Genomic DNA, 17,042 nt, shown 5'->3' with positions numbered 1-17,042 from the left:
GAAAGATTTAATAATTCTCGTAGGAACAAATCCCTTGCCGTGTTATATAAGTGCAAGATATTTATGGGATAATAAAGATAATAAAGAGGTAGGCGATATATATTTAATAGGTTCGGAAGAAAATCCTTCTATCCAGCAATATGGAACCATTGATGTTGCAAGAAGGCTGAGAATAAAATTAGCTAAAGATTTATCTATAAATCAGGAAAAAATTAAAATATTAAAAATTGATGATGTAAGATGCATTGATAATATCGTGAAAGAGATTAATAAAATTAACGAAGAGCATGAAATATTACTGAATTTTACGGGTGGAACTAAAACTATGGATGCATTTTTCTATAATGAATGTGAAAAGAAATGGAAAGAAAAATTTTCTTCTTCCTATTTAGATGCTCGGACTAATCAGATGATAATTAATGGCCATATTGATAATGATAAGGATTTAAGACAAATTTATGATGTCACTCTTCACGATTTGACTTATTTACATAAAAAGGAGGTGAATAATTCAGAACCCAATAAAATTTTTAATAAGGCTTTAAAAGTTTTTGATGATTATATGAACGATAAGCAAAAGCTTAACTTATGGATAAGTAAGGATCAAGGATATAATTCTCAGATTTTTAAAGATGATAAGGGTAACTTTATTAAAGAATTAAAGGAAGAACAATATGAAATTCTAAATCGCAGTATAGTCAAACCAGTTTGGGATGCGATTTCTTCCTTAGATGTAAAATTAAAAGATAAACTTGTTTTTCTGGAAGGTGTATGGCTCGAATATTGGGTATTTGAGTTTCTTAACCAAGATAATAATGGTATAAAATATTATTTTGATATAAAACCTCCTGAAGGATTGCCAGAATTTCAAATAGACATTTGCGCAATATATGGTTATCAATTAACAGTTATTTCCATAACAACGGCTAAAAATAAAGGAATGGTAAAATTGAAAGCGTTTGAAGCTATGTATAGAGCAAAGCAATTGGGAGGAGATGAAACAAAAATAATCCAGATATCATTGTTGAATGAAGGGAATAATAATGGTTTGGTACATGATATTGAAATAGATACAGGTTCATTAGTTTCAAAATTTTTGTGTTTGGGTTTGGAAGACATTACCCGAGATAAAAATGAATTAAGAAAAATAATTACAGAATATATTAAAAAATAATAGAAGGGAATATGAGTTACGATTTATTTGTTGATTTAAGGGCTATTCAGAACTATATTTTTTCTTCCAATAAATTGAAAGATAATATAGGTGCTTCTTATATAGTTTCTACCTTATTAAATAAAGTGGAAGGTAAAGATTTATGTAAAAATAGTTCGGGAGACATAAAATCTGATAGCGGATCTGAAAACAAAGAAGAGGAGAAAGGCTTTTGTGGAGGTGGTAATCTTTATCTACAATGTAAAACTGAAGATGAAGCTAAGAATATTGTAAGGAATTTATCCAAGAGAATATTTGAAAAAGCTCCAGGGTTAAGTTTTAATGCTGTCATCTTAAAGGCTGAAGAAGAAAAGGATTTTTCTTATCGGATGCAAAGACTTTATCAGAAAATGGCAGAAGAAAAGAGAACTCATCATCAAATCACCACTTTACCTTCTTATGGCATTAATGCTCAATGTAGTGCAGGACCTTTAAGTGCTCAATATCAAGATCCCTTTGAAAAGGATAAATATATATCTGAAGTAGTTTATACCAAGCGTATTAAGTTATTAAAGAATGATAAAGAAAATGATAAAGAAGATGATACAATATCAGATGAATACTCACAATACTTAAGTGATGATTTTAAGTTAACAGAGGAGTTTTTAGAGATTAGTCCATTAAAAGGAGAAGATTCGCATATAGCCGTAGTTCATATTGATGGAAATGGAATAGGTGCTATATTTAGTACATTAAAAACTCTTTCAGATTATCAAGAGTTTTCTAAGAAATTAAATAATGATATGCAACAAGCATTGAGAGAAACAATAAAAATATTGGAAGATAAAATCAGAAAAGGGGAATGGGATTATAATTACAAAACAGTAAATGTAGAAAATGTATTGAAATATATTCTTCCTCTGCGTCCTATTTATATAGGTGGTGATGATATAACTTTTGTCTGTGAGGGAAGATTAGGAATTGAGCTTTCTTGTATATTTATAGAGGAAGTACAAAAGTTATTAAATCGGGATGATGTTTCTTTCTGTGCTGGGGTAGCAATAGCTAAGACAAATTTCCCCTTTTTCCAAATATATAAAGCAGCTGATGCTTTATGTCGTTCTGCCAAGAATAAAAGACTGCAAGACATTAAAGAAGAGGTAGCCAAGAAAAGTGACAGTTATATTGATTTCCATATGATAAATTCTTCTGTTTATTCTAATTTGGAAAAAGTAAGAAAGATACAATATACAAGTATTAGTGGTAAAAATATTTTATATTATCGTCCCTATAAATTAAGCGAAATGAAAAAACAGATAGAAAATGCGAAGAATTTTGCTCGAACCTGGCCTAACTCCAAGTTAGCAAAATTCCGTGAAGTTCTCTATAAAAGTGAGGATGAGCTTACCGCATTCAAACAAGATATAAATACCAAAATCAATTTACCGCTTTTTTATGATGGATTTCAGGATTTTGCCAATTCTGATGATTTCTTTTTTGATAATAAGACCATCTTCCTTGATATCATTGAGTTAATAGATTTATTACCTGAGGAGTGATAATGAAATATCAAATTAAATTAACTACTCTATCTGATACTATAATAGGTTCTGCCGAAGCTTATGGTCCTATTATAGATAATGACATTGTCTTTGATGAGAATGGATTTCCCTTTATTCCGGCAAAAAGAATTAAAGGGTTATTTCGTAATGCAGCTGAGGATTTATTTAAAATAGAAGGATTTAAAGAATTACTTTCTATTGATGATAGTAATATAATCAATAAATTATTTGGTGATGGTGGGAAAACGGATTCTTTCCCCTCTATCATTTTTGATAACTTATATGTTTGTGAAGTAGAAAAACTTTTTGAATGGGGTGAATATCTTAAGGAAACATATCCTGATTTCTTCAATTATCATAATGTGTTAGATTACTTTACCTTTCTTCGCAGACAAACGGCTATTGAATCTACTACTAAAATTACTAAAGAGCATTCTTTAAGAACCATCCGTGTTCTAACTGGTAAAAATGAATTTTCAGGTTATATCACAGTGAATAATAGAGATGAGAATGTAGAGAAACTATTATCTTTTATTTCCTTGTATCTGGATAGAATGGGCAGTAAACGCAACCGTGGCTTTGGCAAAATTGCAGTAGAAATCTTAGATGAAAAGGAAAAATCCTTAACTAATGAGCTAAGAGAAAAACTGGAGAAAGAACTATGAAAAGCCTAAAATATAGCATCAAACTTACTGCACCAACTATTATCTCTGGAATCGCAGGAGATTCAGTTACTAATTCTTGTCTTTCTTATATTCCAGGAACTACTATTTTAGGAATGTTGGCGACAAGATATCTTAAAAAATATAAAACCGATACTGAATTTGAAAGATTATTTTTAAGAGGTGCTCTTTTGTTTAGAAATTTATATATACAAAAAGAGGGAAATAGATATTCACCTTGTCCTAAAAATATCTTGCAGAACAAAAAAGATAAAAATATATTTCATATTTTATCCCAAGAAAATGATGAGGATATAGATTTACTTGATTATAATGAAGTAAATGGCTATTCATATATTATTGGTGAGAGTATTGATCTCCATAATCCGGAATTTTGTATAAACTTTCATCATCAGCGAAATTATGAAAAGGGAATTCCTGAAGAAAATGTAGTTTTCAATTATGAAGCATTGGAACCTAATCAGATATTTAATGGAGAGATTATTGGGGAAGAAGAAGATCTACAGTTAATAAGTGCACTTCTTGAAGAGAAAGAGGTTAGAATTGGGAAATCGAAAACTGCACAATATGGTAATGCTGAAATAATAAGTTACAAAATTGAAGATTTCCCCTTATCTGAAACCACATCAAATTCTACTTATCTTTATTGTGTTTCTGACCTTATTATATTCAATCAATTTGGATTTTCAAGTAGTTCTGTAGAAGATTTAGAAAAGCTTTTGGGAGCTAAGATCTCAGAAGCATATACCGAAAGTAGTAGAACAGAATCAGTAGTAATGGCTTGGAAAGCTAAGAAACCTTCATACAATACCTTGAAAGCTGGTTCTATCTTCTTATTAGAATCCCTTCCTAAAAATTACCAAGATATTTTAATTTATGGTTTAGGAGAAAGAACTTGGGAAGGATTCGGCGAGGTACAATTTATTACCCTACCTTTAAAATTGAGTAATTATGTTAAAAAGTCTACTCCTATTACTAAGCCACAATATGAAATCCCCCCTTTTATTAGAAAAAACATATTACAAAAAATTTATGAAAACCAAATCTATAATGGGTTAAAGGATAGGGCAATTAAAAAAGCCACTAATGTAGATTGTTCTCGTCTTTCAAAAAGCTTAGTAGCAAAATTAGAAATTTTTGCTTCGCAATCTGATTTCTATGCAATGATGCAAATGCTTAATAATACAGCATTGAATAAATTAAAAAAAGTCTATATAGGTTATGATACACTTTATGACTTTTTACAAGAGTCTAATTTAGATAAAGAGATAAAAGACATTCTAAGAGATATTGAGAACCAAGGAAGAGAGAAAAAGCTTAGTGAACTTATACAGGAATTTTATTTAGAAAATACTGAGTTTGAAAAAGCCCGTAAAGAATATCTCGTTAATTTCTTCTGGTTCTTGCGCAAGAAACTTGCCGGTGAAACAAAGAAGGAGGAAAACAAATGAATTTTTATGGAAAGATAATTTTAAAAGCTGACTTAGAATTAATCAGTCCTCTAATGATAGGTAGTGGTGAATCTGAAATCAGTGACCGTGATATCCTTTTAAATAAAGAGGATAAACCTTATATTCCTGCCAGTTCCTTTATGGGGAAATTGTATAATGAGCTCTCTTCTGATAAGAAGAAAAAGTATTTTGGGCAAAAGAAAGTGGAGGAAAATGATAAAAATGTGGAAGAAAATAAAGCGGAATCAAATAAGTTTGAACATCAATCCTATATCATTTGCGATGACTTGCTTTTAACTCAGGGTACTGGTAAAAATACTGCCATAAGAGATGGAATAAGGATTAATCCTGAAACAGGGTTAGTAGAAAAAGGAGCCAAGTTTGACTATCAGGTTCTGGAGCCCGGAAATCATTTTGCACTGGAAATGAGTATTAATGTAGAACCATGTACTTATGGTGATTGTAAGGAATTAATGAAGAATATAGTAAATGTGCTTAGTAATAGGCAATTTGCTTTAGGTGGAAAGACCAGTTCTGGATTTGGTAATCTTCAAGCGCAAAATATCAAAGTAATGGAATATGATTTCGCAGATAAAAAGCAAGCTGCTGCCTATCTCTTGAAAAAAGAGACGGAGAATCTATTTTCTAAATATATAGAAGATAATTCTATGCTGAATGACGAGTTTCGCATTAATGCCTCTTTTCAGATAGTGAATTCTTTTCTCATTCGTTCCTATTCCAAGACTCCTTATGGCTCTGATGCCACTCAATTGAAATGCGGAGATAAATTTGTTCTTCCCGGAACTTCTTTACGAGGCGCTTTAAGAGCAAAAGCACAAAAGATATTAAATCTGCTATGGGAAAACAAAAAAAATGAAGTTGATATGTTTATAGCTGCTTTGTTTGGCACTACTTCTCTGGAGAAGAAGAATGAATACTCTGTTCCTTCTTCACTTTATGTTTCAGAAACAGTTATAGATAATGTTGAATGCCAATTGCAAAACAGAATCCAGATAGATCGTTTTACTGGTGGAACTATAGAAAGTGCTCTTTTTGATTCTATGCCTGTATTCCCAGTTCCAAATGATAAAGCCCAACTGGTTAATCTCACATTGACCATTCACAAGCCCCTTCCTTCTCAAAAGGGATTATTACTTCTTCTCTTAAAAGACTTATATACCTCTGAACTTCCCATTGGAGGTGAAAAAAATGTAGGAAGAGGATTATTAAAAGGAACTAAAGCAACAGTAACTAATGGTGACAAATCAATCCATTTTAGTGATTTTGAAGATATAGATGAAGCAACACAAAAGCTTTTTAATCAATATATAGAAGCACTTATATCAAAAAGTGATAATGAAGCAATAGAAGAATATATAGCTAAGTTTAAGAAAGCAAAGGCTTAGGAGTAAAAATGATGGAAGAATTACCCAAGATTCAAGAACTAAAATGTAGAATTGAGTATATTAATAAACTTGAAAGTCTTGAAGATATAAATCAATATCTGGAAGATAAAGATTATCTGGTTTATATAATAACTCTTTCAGGTATCAGTTTTGGTGAATTTAGAAATTATCAGTTTAAACTGATTGAAGATATAACAAAACTGGATAGATTAGAAGAATTAAGAATATTTGATAAGGAAAGGGAATTGCACATCTGGAGACAATCAGATGGTAAAGGTGGTTCAGTTTTGAAAGGCAGATTGAGAATAGATAATCCCATTGAAGAAGCTGCACAATGTTATTATCGTGATGCCAAACAGCTTCTTTTTGGGACAAAGCGAGAGTCCTTACAAAATGGTTTTACTTTTCTTAAAGAAGACAGAGGTTTTGGCGTCATTATTCCCAATTCTCTTTTATCAGAATTAAAAGATAATCCGAGATTGTATCTTTGCACTCGTAACTATCTGGAAGAATGGGATAATGGACAATTGAGCTATTGTGATAGCCGTTTTATATCCATTGAGGGGGTAAATAATGACTAAGGCAACATTGTATGTAAGTCGTTCTAAAAAAGGAGCAGTAGTTTTAGATATTCAACCAGAAAATGCGGGGAAGAGATCTCTACCTGATTCTGTATTCCGAGAAGATGAAAAAATAAAAAGTCTTGAGCCCGGAGAATATGAAGTAGAAATTGAATTGGAAGAGAATACTAAAAAGATTGTAGCATTAAGCATAGATGACCATACTATTAGGTTACCTGAATTTAAGCCAGTTCCAAAGTATCAACCTAAACAAGAAAAGTCACAGTTAAAAGAAACCACAACCAGTCCGGAACAAGCTTATGCTCCCTACAATTTTGTTTCTCTGGATGATATCGTAATTTTCTATAATAAAGATGCTTTACCTCGTAGAAACTCTTTTACTGGTTTATCAGGAAGGATTAATCTTAATATTGAGACCAAGACCCCCCTTTATATTCAGAGAACATTAACGGAAAAAGAAGTGGAAGAACTAACCAAAATAGAAAAGGAAGAGAATAATAAAGAAAAGATACGGGATTTCAATAGAAAGATTTACCAGTCCTTCAGTCCAGCTTCAGGGAAATATAAAATACCAGGTTCTTCCTTAAGAGGGATGGTTCGTAGTTTATATGAAATAGCCACTTACAGCAAAATGAGCTTTCTGGATGACCGTAAACTTTACTTTCGTGCTTTTGCTGATAGAGCTAAGTTATTACAAGAATATTATAATAAAAGAATGATTAATGAAGATAAAAATGCTATACCTCGGTTAAAAGTAAAAGCAGGATATCTCTTTAAATCAGGAAAGGACTTTAATATTAATGAGGCTGAAAATTATTATAGAGTAGAAGAAGATAAGGTACTAAATGAAGATTTTATAAAACTTCCTTTTTCTAAAAAAGGCAATGATGAAAAATCAAAATATGATGATTATATTACTACTAATCCTTATCTTAAAATTGGCTATAGTTTGAAAAATCATATTGTAAGAAATGGCTTTATCATTATTAATAATATAATGCCATACAATGAGGTTTTGCCAGATGATTATCAAGAAGGATATATAGTATTCTCCAAAGGAATACCTCTTTCGTCTAAAACTAAACGTAAATATTGGGTTGTTGGTAAAAAAACTGATAAAAAACATAAGATTGATGAAAAAGTAGTGAATGATTATTATAATGATAAAAACCGAAATAGTATTAATCTGATAGATTATCTCAATAAGAATAAAAAAGAATATACAAATGGAATCCCTTGTTTCTTTTTATATGAAGATGGTCAAGTGACTGCTTTTGGTAATACCGCTCTTTTCCGAATTAGCTATAAAAACTCTATTGGAAAGCTCCTTCCTGAAAATCATAAAAGTGATGAACTGGATATGGCAGAAGCTCTTTTTGGAAGAGTTATGAAAAAACAAGAAGATACAATCAATGGAAGAATCTATTTTGATGATGCTGTAGCCAAAGAGGCAGTTGCTTTTGAAAAACCTATTTATCCAAAAATTCTTGCCAATCCAAAACCTACTTCCTTCCAGTTATATTTAAAGCAACCATCAGATGTTACTTTTGATACTATCAGACATTATGATAGTCCAGATGCAAAGCTTAGAGGCTATAAACAATACTGGCATAAAAAAGGTGATAAGTTTGAAGAAGACTCACCCGATTTTGATCCTCAAAAAGATACGCAGCATACTTTAATAGCTCCTATAAAGCCAGGAGCTATATTTGAAGGTTCCATTCGTTTTGAGAATTTAAGTGAAGAAGAATTAGGGGCTTTGCTTTTTGTTTTAAATTTACCCGAAGGCTATTGTCATAAAATAGGAATGGGAAAACCTCTTGGATTAGGCTCAATTAAGATAACGGCAACTTTAAGTATCCTTGACCCTAAGAAGCGCTATTGCAATCTAATTGATACTGGATATACTAATGATGATCCTTCTAAATATTTGGACGCTTATAAAGAACTTTTAAAAAAGCATAATATTTTAAATACAGAAAATCCTTGGGATTTAATGAGATTTAGAGAACTTAAAAAAATGCTTGATTTTGCTAATCATCCCGATGAATCAAAAACTGAGTATATGCCTCTAAATCAATTCAGAGAAAGAGGCGTATTGCCTGAACCACTTAAGGTCAAATAAATAATAAAGCCCCGAGATATATTTCGGGGCTCATTTTTCTATAGGTAGATTTATAGCTAAATCCATAATCTCTGGCATAGAAAGTTTCGGATTTTGATACCAGATAGTTAGAGCTCTTTGAAGATAAATACCAATCTCTTTACCTTCTTTAATCTGATATTGTTCCATAAATTCAGTGCCAGTTATATGGAAAGGATTAGCATCCATTTCATTTTTCAGTTCTATTGCCAGTTTTGACAGAGCAGAATTGGTTCCTGACCTCCATCCTTTATAGTTATCCACACATTGTAATAAAATCACGAATTCTTCAAAATCATCGTTAACTATATGAATAGCTTCACGAAGATGACTGAGTTCCATTTCAGATTTTAGATAAAACTCATTTAGAAAGACTCTTATAGCATAGAGTAGATTATCAATGTGTCTGTTTTGCTTATTTGAAAAATAGCGATGATAACTTTTAAGTGGTTCAAGATTAACTTTAAATTCTGAGTTAGAATCCTTTCTGTTCAAATAAAATGGTAAACAGAGAAAGCAAAATCTTCCCTCCAAGCTTTCCAAGGTCTGGATAAGTTTACTTAGTTCAGGATGTTTCAACCAGTTCAAGGTCTTTTCATCCAGAGTGATGTTCTTAAATTCAGATAATAAATGACTCATTAGCTGAAAGGATTGTAGGAGATATTGAGCTTTAAAGAAAGATTTAAGTAGGAGAATTTTCTCAAGCTCTCGGGTTATTCTCAGGGGATTAAGTTCTTCAAGAAGGAAGCTTTTTTTCTGGATTTCAGCACCCGTTTTTTCTTCAATGGTGAAATTATCCAGTTCTGCAGCTAAGCGCACTGCTCTCAAAATTCTTATGGGGTCTTTTACAAAGCCCTTTCCTTCCGATTCACAGGCTCTAATTAATCTGCTTTCTAAATCTTTTATACCTTTTTGGGTGAAATCAAGTAAATCACCGCTATGAATAGCTATCATCAAGGCATTAATAGTAAAATCTCTGGAGCGTGCATCTTCTTCCACCGGGACAAAGGTTTTATGGACTTTACCATTATCCACCTCAGTCCGAATTTGCGTCGGAGAAAGTTCCAGTGAATAACCATCTATTTTAGTCATTAAAGTATCAGTTCTCTGATATCGCACAACTTTTCTGATTAATCCTTTCTCTTGCAGAATATTAGCCAGAAGTTTATCGCCTTCTTCCTTTTCCACACAGATATCCAAATCGGTTCTTTCTCTATTTAGATACATATCTCGGACACATCCACCAGCAAAATAACAACAATATTCCAGTTCTGTGCCTTTTATAGCACCATAAATCTTCTTTCGTATCTCTTCTAATTCTATCATAGCGGATTGCCTGCAGACCCTGAGCACTAATTTCCTAAAATATATAGGTATTAATTGCCTTGAAAGGATAGATGATATAGGATTAAAAATTTAATATTTTTCAGCCTGCAGCTCAGACTTCCAAAATCTCCTTTTCTTTACTTTTTTCAGCTTCATCTATCTTTTTAATCCATTCATCAGTAATATCCTGGATATCTTTTAGCATCTTTTTCTGTTCATCTTCGCTGATTTCACCGTCTTTTTCCAGTTTTTTCACCTGTTCATTGGCTTCTCTTCTGATATTACGTATAGCAACGCGGGTATCTTCAGCAATTTTTTTAAGATTCTTAGCGATTTCCTTTCTCTTTTCCTCAGTTAGAGGTTGAAAAGGAAGACGGATAACATTTCCATCATTTTCAGGAGTTACCCCCAGATTAGCAGCTAAAATAGCTTTTTCAATATCAGCCAGAGTGGTCTTATCCCAGGGTTGGACAATAATCATTCTGGGTTCTGGTATGGAGATATTACAGAGCTGTTTGATGGGAGTAGACTGTCCATAATAGTTTATACGAATGTCATCCAGAACGGAAGCACTGGCACGACCAGTTCTAATTTTGGAAAATTGATGCAACATAGCATCAAAAGTTTTCTTCATCTTTTCTTTACATTCATCTAAAATTTCATCCATAATATCCTCTCTTTTGTTTCCCTAGGGAATTAAGCATAAATATAGGTTCCAAAATCAGGTTGAGTGAGAGCCATTTCTATTCCACCTGCTCGGGTTAGATTAAATATTTTTAAAGGTATCTGATTTTCCCGAGCTAAAGAAAATGCTGTCATATCCATCACTCCCAGCTTTTGTTCCAGGCATTGACTAAAACTGGCTGAACTGATGAATTGAGCATTAGAATCTAATTTTGGATCGGAAGTGTAAAGTCCATCTACTTTGGTGCCTTTCAATACCAAATCTGATTGTAATTCTATTGCTCGTAAAATAGCAGCGGTATCAGTGGTAAAGAAAGGATTTCCGGTGCCTCCACCGATAAAGCATATTTGACCAGTTTCCAGCGCTTCTGAAGCTTTGGAAGGAGTGTAAAGTTCGGTGATATTATCCATTATCAGACAGGAAAAAGCTCTGGCTGGACAATTTTTTAGATTTAGTATCTCAGCTAAATAAAGTGAATTTTGAATGGTGGCTAACATTCCAATATGGTCAAGCACCACTCTATCAAGATTCTGATTTTTCCAGGTTCCACCCCGGAATATATTTCCACCACCCAGAACTATAGCTATACTATAACCTTTTTGGCGAACTTTAATAATTTCATCAGTTAACCGATCAATAACCTCATCGTCAAAACCATATCCTTGAGGTCCTGCCAGGATTTCGCCACTGATTTTTAGCATCACTCGGTGAATCTTTTCAGGCTGAAAAAGCATAATATCACCTCATTTCCGCTTTTATAGAAAAATTTGGATTATTCTTCGCCCAGAGCGTAACGCACAAATCTGGAAATCTGAATATTTTCTCCAGTCTGAGCTATGGTGCTATTGATTAGGTCACGAACAGTGACACCTGGCTCATTAACCAGTTCCTGTTCCAGAAGAGCATTTTCGCTACAGAACTTTTTAAGGGTTCCTTCCACTATTTTCTCTACGATTTCTGGCTTTTTCCCTTCGTTAATAGCTTTATTTCTTGCAATTTCTCTTTCTCTTTCAATTATTACCGGATCTATCTGGTCACTGGTTATAGCCAATGGATTGGTTGCAGCAATCTGAAGTGCAAGCTCCTGAGCCAGCTTTTTGAATTGTTCAGTGCGAGCCACGAAATCACTTTCGCAATTCAATTCCAGCATAACGCCAAGTCTTCCATTAAAATGGATATAAGCATGTATTAAGCCTTCTTTAGTCTGGCGACTTGCCTTACTCTCTGCTTTAGCAATACCTCTTTCTCTTAGATATTTGATAGCCGCTTCCATGTCTCCATTAGTTGCTTCCAGTGCTTTACGACATTCTAAAATTCCCACACCAGTTCTATCTCTTAGTTCTTTCACTTGTTTTGCAGTTATTTCTTGCATTGATACTCCTTTGTAATGGTTAAAATTGAATCAGGACAGGATTAGACCTGTTATCTCTAAGTGTTAGGCTTCCGGTTGAGCAATAGTTTCGGTTAATTCTTCAGTCGTAACTATTTCTTCTTCTTCCTCTTCTTCGTCTTTAGGAGGTGTTGTCGTCATTTCAATCATCTCAGGTGTAAATTCATCTCCTATTACGGGCATCTCTAAAGTCGCACCTTCACCTTCAGTAGCGATATTTTTACCTTCAAGCACGGCATTTGCCATTATATCTGAAATTAATTGGATGGCACGAGTGGCATCATCATTTGCCGGAATAACATAATCCACCAGGTCAGGATCACAATTAGTATCTACCATAGCAATGATGGGAATATGTAGGATGCGAGCTTCATGAACCGCAATAGCTTCATGCCCTACATCTACGACAAACATAGCACCAGGTAAAGCATCCATATCACGGATACCACCTAAATAGAGCTCTATTTTATCATGCATCCGCTTCATCTTTAGCTGTTCCAGCTTGGTATATTTGTTGATAGTTCCATCTGCAACGATAGATTCATAGTATTTCATTTTCTCAATGCTCTGTCTGATAGTTTGCATATTAGTCAACATTCCGCCATACCAGCGTTGATTGACATAGAAAACACCAGCTTTTTCTGCCGCTTCCTTGATAGCCGCTTGAGCTTGCTTTTTCGTGCCTACGAAAAGGATGTATTCCTGACGACTGGCTACTTCTCTTAAAAATTGATAGGCTTCATTGATGGCATCAACGGTCTGTTTAAGGTCAATAATATGAATGCCATTTCTTTTTAAGAAGATATACTTCTTCATCTTAGGATTCCATTTATAGGTTTGATGACCAAAATGGACTCCTGCTTCCAGCAATTGTTTCATTGTAACTACGGACATCATTTCTCCTTTCTAAATATTACGGTTTATTCTTCCGCACCAGAGATCTAAGCAATTCAGAGGATAAGTATCCTCACCGCCTTGCAACTCTCAATGCGTGTATTTTGGGTTAATGGTAATTCTAAAGTATACCACTTACCTTTTTTAGTATTAGCGTTTGGAAAATTGGAATCTTTTTCTGGCTTTAGGTCTACCGCTTTTCTTCCGTTCCACCATCCTGGGGTCACGGGTTAAGTAGCCTCTTGCTTTTAACTGAGGACGCAGATTTTCATCAAATTCCACTAAGGCACGAGCAATACCATGACGAATAGCTCCAGCTTGACCACTAAGACCGCCTCCCGTAACATTCACATATACATCAAAATTATCGCTCAATCCAAGCTCCTGTAACGGCTGTTCTACTATCATAGCCAGAGTTTCCCGTTGCAGATACTTTTTCATCTGCACTTCATTGATGATTCGTTTTCCCGTCCCTGGCATAAGACGAACCCGAGCTACAGCATTCTTTCTTCTGCCTACTGCATCATAAGTCTGCATACTTGATTCTCCTTAAAGTTTTAATTCCACAGGCTTCTGAGCACTGTGGGGATGCTCATTACCAGCATAAACTTTTAACTTTTTAAACATTGCATCGCCCAGAATAGTCTTGGGCATCATACCTCTAACAGCATGCTCAATTATCTTGGTTGGATTTTTCTCCAGCATCTTGGAATAGGGAATATCTTTCAATCCACTGGGATAGCCACTAAAACTATGATAAACCTTCTGAATGCTCTTTAAACCAGTTACTTTAACCTTTTCAGCATTGATGACTATAACATAATCCCCCGTATCAATATTACGAGCATAATAAGGTTTGTGCTTCCCACAAAGGATAGAAGCTATTTTACTGGATAAACGACCCAGAGGTTGATCCGTGGCATCTATAACATACCAGGTACGTTCTATATCACCCGGTTTGGGAGTTAGGGTCTTCATCTCATCTCCTTACAACTTTTAGATTAAAAATACAAGATTTTTTATAAGCTTATAGTGTCAAGGATTTTTGCAGCTCTTTTTATTATACTTTGCAGTTCTGATTTATCCGTGAGTTTCACTATTATTTAAGCTAATCCTATTTTAGCTTTGTGAGACAAGAAAACGGGGTAGTAGACGTCCTCGTCTACTAAGCTTCGTAGAAGCTTGTTATCTTTAGTAGACAAGGCCATATCGCTATAAGCTCAAGAAATCTCATACCACGCTGTTAAGGGAAAATTAGCTAAGCAATCCTGCTTTTTATATACTTAGTTTTGATGGCATACGATAACTAACCATTTAAGATAGATATAATAAAAAACCCCGGGTTTTTTAAACCCGGGGTATAGGTCAGTTAATGTATTTGTTTATTTTACAATGACCATCTTCTTGGTCTGGTTCAAGCTCGGAGTAGTCAATTTGTAGAAGTAGATTCCACTTCCGCAAATATTACCCTGACTGTCTCTTCCATTCCATTGGATGGTATGAATACCTTCAGTAACTTTGTAGGTCTTTACCACCTGTCCCATAATATTGTAGATGGTAAGAGTTCCGGTCTCACCTGCCTTGATTGCCACTTCAATATTGGTGCTATTATTAGCCCGGAAGGGGTTAGGATAAGCATTCTTCAAAGTGGTGATTTCAGGCATTACAGGAGGCACATTACCCTCTACTACTACGATAACTGGACCATGGAACTGGGAATTATTGAAGTCAACACTTTCCAGCCAGTAATAGTAAGTGGTATGATTCTCTATTTCCCTATCCTCAATAGTATAGCTATGTTCCTGACTGGTATTGGTAGCAGGAATCATAGTGGGTGTTATGAGGATAGCATCATTCAATGAACTCTCTTCATTACGATATACCCTATATCCATTCAGATTGGTCTCGGACTGGCTTATCCAGGTAAGCTGGACATATAAGTCATTGGTGAGAACAGCTGTGAAGCTGGATAGTTCAACCGGTAGTGGAGGACTGTAAGGAGATAAAGTAAAGGTTACTGTGGTATCTTCTGTTAATCCACCATCTGGAACAGTATAGTTTTCTGGTGTCCAGGAATACAAATGAGTAGGATCATAAATAGAGAATACTGTTCCTCCCACAGGATCTATACAAGTATAAGGAGTTATTGCATCGCTGGGCGTCACTCCATCAATTGTTATAGGAACATTAACATAGTCAGAAGTCACACTATCATAAGCTTGGATGGTTAATGTATAGGAGGATTGGTAATCACCAACCGTAGGTCCAGGATTATTTAATGGAGGAGTTGGAGGTTCAGCAGGATCAAAATCTTCTGGAGCTGCGACGAAATAATTTCCTTCCTCAGGAGATTTCCATTCACCATAGTTATCTTTTGTTCCGTAATAGAATAGGGTTACTGGTAAGAGACCAAAATCAATTGGAGTTTGTGGAGGAGCAATGGGGACAAAGAAAAGATGTGCATCAGGCATTCCGGGTATAGCAGGAACATCCCATCTGGAAAGATAATTTCTCCACTGGAATTCAAGAGTGGCTACATCATCTACAAACATTGTAATGTCTACGGTCTTAGGATTTTCTCTCCAGTGCTTTCTTACTCCATCAGGGAATTCATCAACTGTGGTAGGTAAGGGAGCTATAGTATAGGTTCCTACCAAGTCATTGACATTATCATTATCATCTACCAGAATAATATTGGGAATATTACCTACTACTGTTCCTGCAGGACCTGTTACTGCACTTGCTCCTACTACTACTGCGTCAGCTGGTCCAGTGATGTTCAATGTGTAACGAGTTTTCATCTGGAAAGTGATAGAGTAAGCATAACTTGTCTTTGGACCGTTCTTAGAACCTAAAGATGCAACCTTTAAGTTTGCTCCTTTTCCACCAGGGATTACTACGAAATCACTCTCTGACACGGTAATTGTGGCAGGATCCCAGAATTGACCACCAGTTAAGGTTGTGGTTGCAAGAGAATAAACACCCGTTAGATCCGTGACATCTGTACTTGTTATTGGTACAAAAGTCATACCTACTGGCACACCATCTTTTAAAACCTGGACATTATGCTGCTCTACACCATCCTTATAAGCATTGACAGTCAATGTGTAATTGTCAATAACTATGGGAGTACCTATAAAAGTTATAGTTGTAGTAGTAAATCCTTCGGGTACTGTATAGCTCGGAGGATCCCACATATAAGCAGGATTATTAATGGTATAAACATCACCTACTGTCGGATTTTCAAAATCGTGAGGTGTAGTAAAACCACTATCTACTCCATTAATCCAGATAGGTTGACCTGTAGGTTCTGAGGTTATAGTCAGGACCTCCGGAGCTGGAGGAGCTAAGGGTGGAACAATTTGTGGAGGGGTTAGAACTGTTATGGGGCTGGTACCTGTAGGTATAGTATAATCCCATGTTGTTGTTTGAGCAGTAGGAACATAAGTAACAGTCATTCTCATCGTTTGTCCAGCTAACCATTGAGTTGGGAAAGTCCCTAATTCTAAACGAGTAATTACAATTGTTGCTAAACGATTTATGCTTAATGTTGTAGGAGTTACAGAAATTCTGCCCTCAGGATTTCCTGGTTCTGTTGTTAAAATTTCACCTGGTGTTTCAACAATATCCGCCCAAATAATATATAGAGGACTGGTAGCTCCAGAGGTATTTGTAACTAGATCATAAATATTTACTGATGGATCACCAGCGATTACTCCTTGTGAGTAAACTCGTGGAGTTCCAGCAAAAGACAAAACTGAAATGGAC

Annotated in this window: 15 protein-coding genes; 7 read left to right on the top strand and 8 right to left on the bottom strand. The window is 34.7% G+C overall.

What is annotated here, in order from left to right; all coding sequences use genetic code 11:
- From E0946_RS07255 to E0946_RS06445, 7 genes are all read left to right on the top strand, one after another.
- Positions 1-1,174 (top strand): PDDEXK family nuclease (locus E0946_RS07255; RefSeq protein ID WP_165942099.1); only part of this gene is annotated, 1,174 nt, incomplete at its 5' end.
- A gap of 11 nt (positions 1,175-1,185) precedes the next feature.
- Positions 1,186-2,712 (top strand): Cas10/Cmr2 second palm domain-containing protein, encoded by a 1,527-nt coding sequence (locus E0946_RS06470; RefSeq protein ID WP_133201658.1) that lies wholly within the window; start codon positions 1,186-1,188, stop codon positions 2,710-2,712.
- A gap of 2 nt (positions 2,713-2,714) precedes the next feature.
- The gene (locus E0946_RS06465) at positions 2,715-3,380 is read left to right on the top strand and encodes an RAMP superfamily CRISPR-associated protein (protein WP_133201657.1); all 666 of its coding nucleotides are present in this window, start codon (positions 2,715-2,717) and stop codon (positions 3,378-3,380) included.
- Positions 3,377-4,849 (top strand): RAMP superfamily CRISPR-associated protein, encoded by a 1,473-nt coding sequence (locus E0946_RS06460; RefSeq protein WP_133201656.1) that lies wholly within the window; start codon positions 3,377-3,379, stop codon positions 4,847-4,849. The genes E0946_RS06465 and E0946_RS06460 overlap by 4 nt, the downstream gene beginning before the upstream one ends.
- Complete coding sequence (locus E0946_RS06455; RefSeq protein ID WP_133201655.1) at positions 4,846-6,255, top strand: RAMP superfamily CRISPR-associated protein; 1,410 nt, start codon at positions 4,846-4,848, stop codon at positions 6,253-6,255. Before E0946_RS06460 ends, E0946_RS06455 begins: the two co-directional genes overlap by 4 nt.
- An 8-nt stretch (positions 6,256-6,263) precedes the next feature.
- Complete coding sequence (gene csx19, locus E0946_RS06450) at positions 6,264-6,836, top strand: type III-D CRISPR-associated protein Csx19 (RefSeq protein ID WP_133201654.1); 573 nt, start codon at positions 6,264-6,266, stop codon at positions 6,834-6,836.
- Positions 6,829-8,961, top strand: a complete 2,133-nt coding sequence (locus tag E0946_RS06445) for a TIGR03986 family type III CRISPR-associated RAMP protein (protein WP_133201653.1) — start codon at positions 6,829-6,831, stop codon at positions 8,959-8,961. Before csx19 ends, E0946_RS06445 begins: the two co-directional genes overlap by 8 nt.
- Before the next feature lie 30 nt (positions 8,962-8,991).
- On the opposite strand, the gene E0946_RS06440 is transcribed toward E0946_RS06445, so the two are convergent.
- From E0946_RS06440 to E0946_RS06405, 8 genes are all read right to left on the bottom strand, one after another.
- Positions 8,992-10,305, bottom strand: coding sequence for a tRNA nucleotidyltransferase/poly(A) polymerase-related protein (locus E0946_RS06440; RefSeq protein ID WP_133201652.1), 1,314 nt, complete (start codon positions 10,303-10,305; stop codon positions 8,992-8,994).
- A 112-nt stretch (positions 10,306-10,417) separates the two neighbouring features.
- The gene (frr, locus tag E0946_RS06435) at positions 10,418-10,975 is read right to left on the bottom strand and encodes a ribosome recycling factor (RefSeq protein ID WP_243713770.1); all 558 of its coding nucleotides are present in this window, start codon (positions 10,973-10,975) and stop codon (positions 10,418-10,420) included.
- Positions 10,976-11,001: 26 nt separating this feature from the next.
- Positions 11,002-11,724: a UMP kinase gene (gene pyrH, locus E0946_RS06430; protein WP_133201650.1), complete on the bottom strand. Its 723-nt coding sequence runs from the start codon at positions 11,722-11,724 to the stop codon at positions 11,002-11,004.
- A 38-nt stretch (positions 11,725-11,762) separates the two neighbouring features.
- Positions 11,763-12,362 (bottom strand): translation elongation factor Ts, encoded by a 600-nt coding sequence (gene tsf, locus E0946_RS06425; RefSeq protein WP_133201649.1) that lies wholly within the window; start codon positions 12,360-12,362, stop codon positions 11,763-11,765.
- Positions 12,363-12,425: 63 nt separating this feature from the next.
- Positions 12,426-13,274, bottom strand: a complete 849-nt coding sequence (rpsB, locus tag E0946_RS06420) for a 30S ribosomal protein S2 (protein WP_133201659.1) — start codon at positions 13,272-13,274, stop codon at positions 12,426-12,428.
- 150 nt (positions 13,275-13,424) lie between these two features.
- Positions 13,425-13,811, bottom strand: coding sequence for a 30S ribosomal protein S9 (rpsI, locus tag E0946_RS06415; protein WP_133201648.1), 387 nt, complete (start codon positions 13,809-13,811; stop codon positions 13,425-13,427).
- 12 nt (positions 13,812-13,823) lie between these two features.
- Positions 13,824-14,252 (bottom strand): 50S ribosomal protein L13, encoded by a 429-nt coding sequence (rplM, locus tag E0946_RS06410; RefSeq protein WP_133201647.1) that lies wholly within the window; start codon positions 14,250-14,252, stop codon positions 13,824-13,826.
- Between the two features lie 404 nt (positions 14,253-14,656).
- On the bottom strand, positions 14,657-17,042 hold a 2,386-nt coding region (locus E0946_RS06405), incomplete at its 5' end, for a T9SS type A sorting domain-containing protein (RefSeq protein ID WP_133201646.1).

This window comes from Candidatus Syntrophosphaera thermopropionivorans (genome assembly GCF_004353895.1).
GTDB classification, from domain to species: Bacteria; Cloacimonadota; Cloacimonadia; order Cloacimonadales; family Cloacimonadaceae; genus Syntrophosphaera; species Syntrophosphaera thermopropionivorans.
Note: the sequence above shows the minus strand (reverse complement) of the source record. Positions and strands in the feature narration are given on the sequence as shown.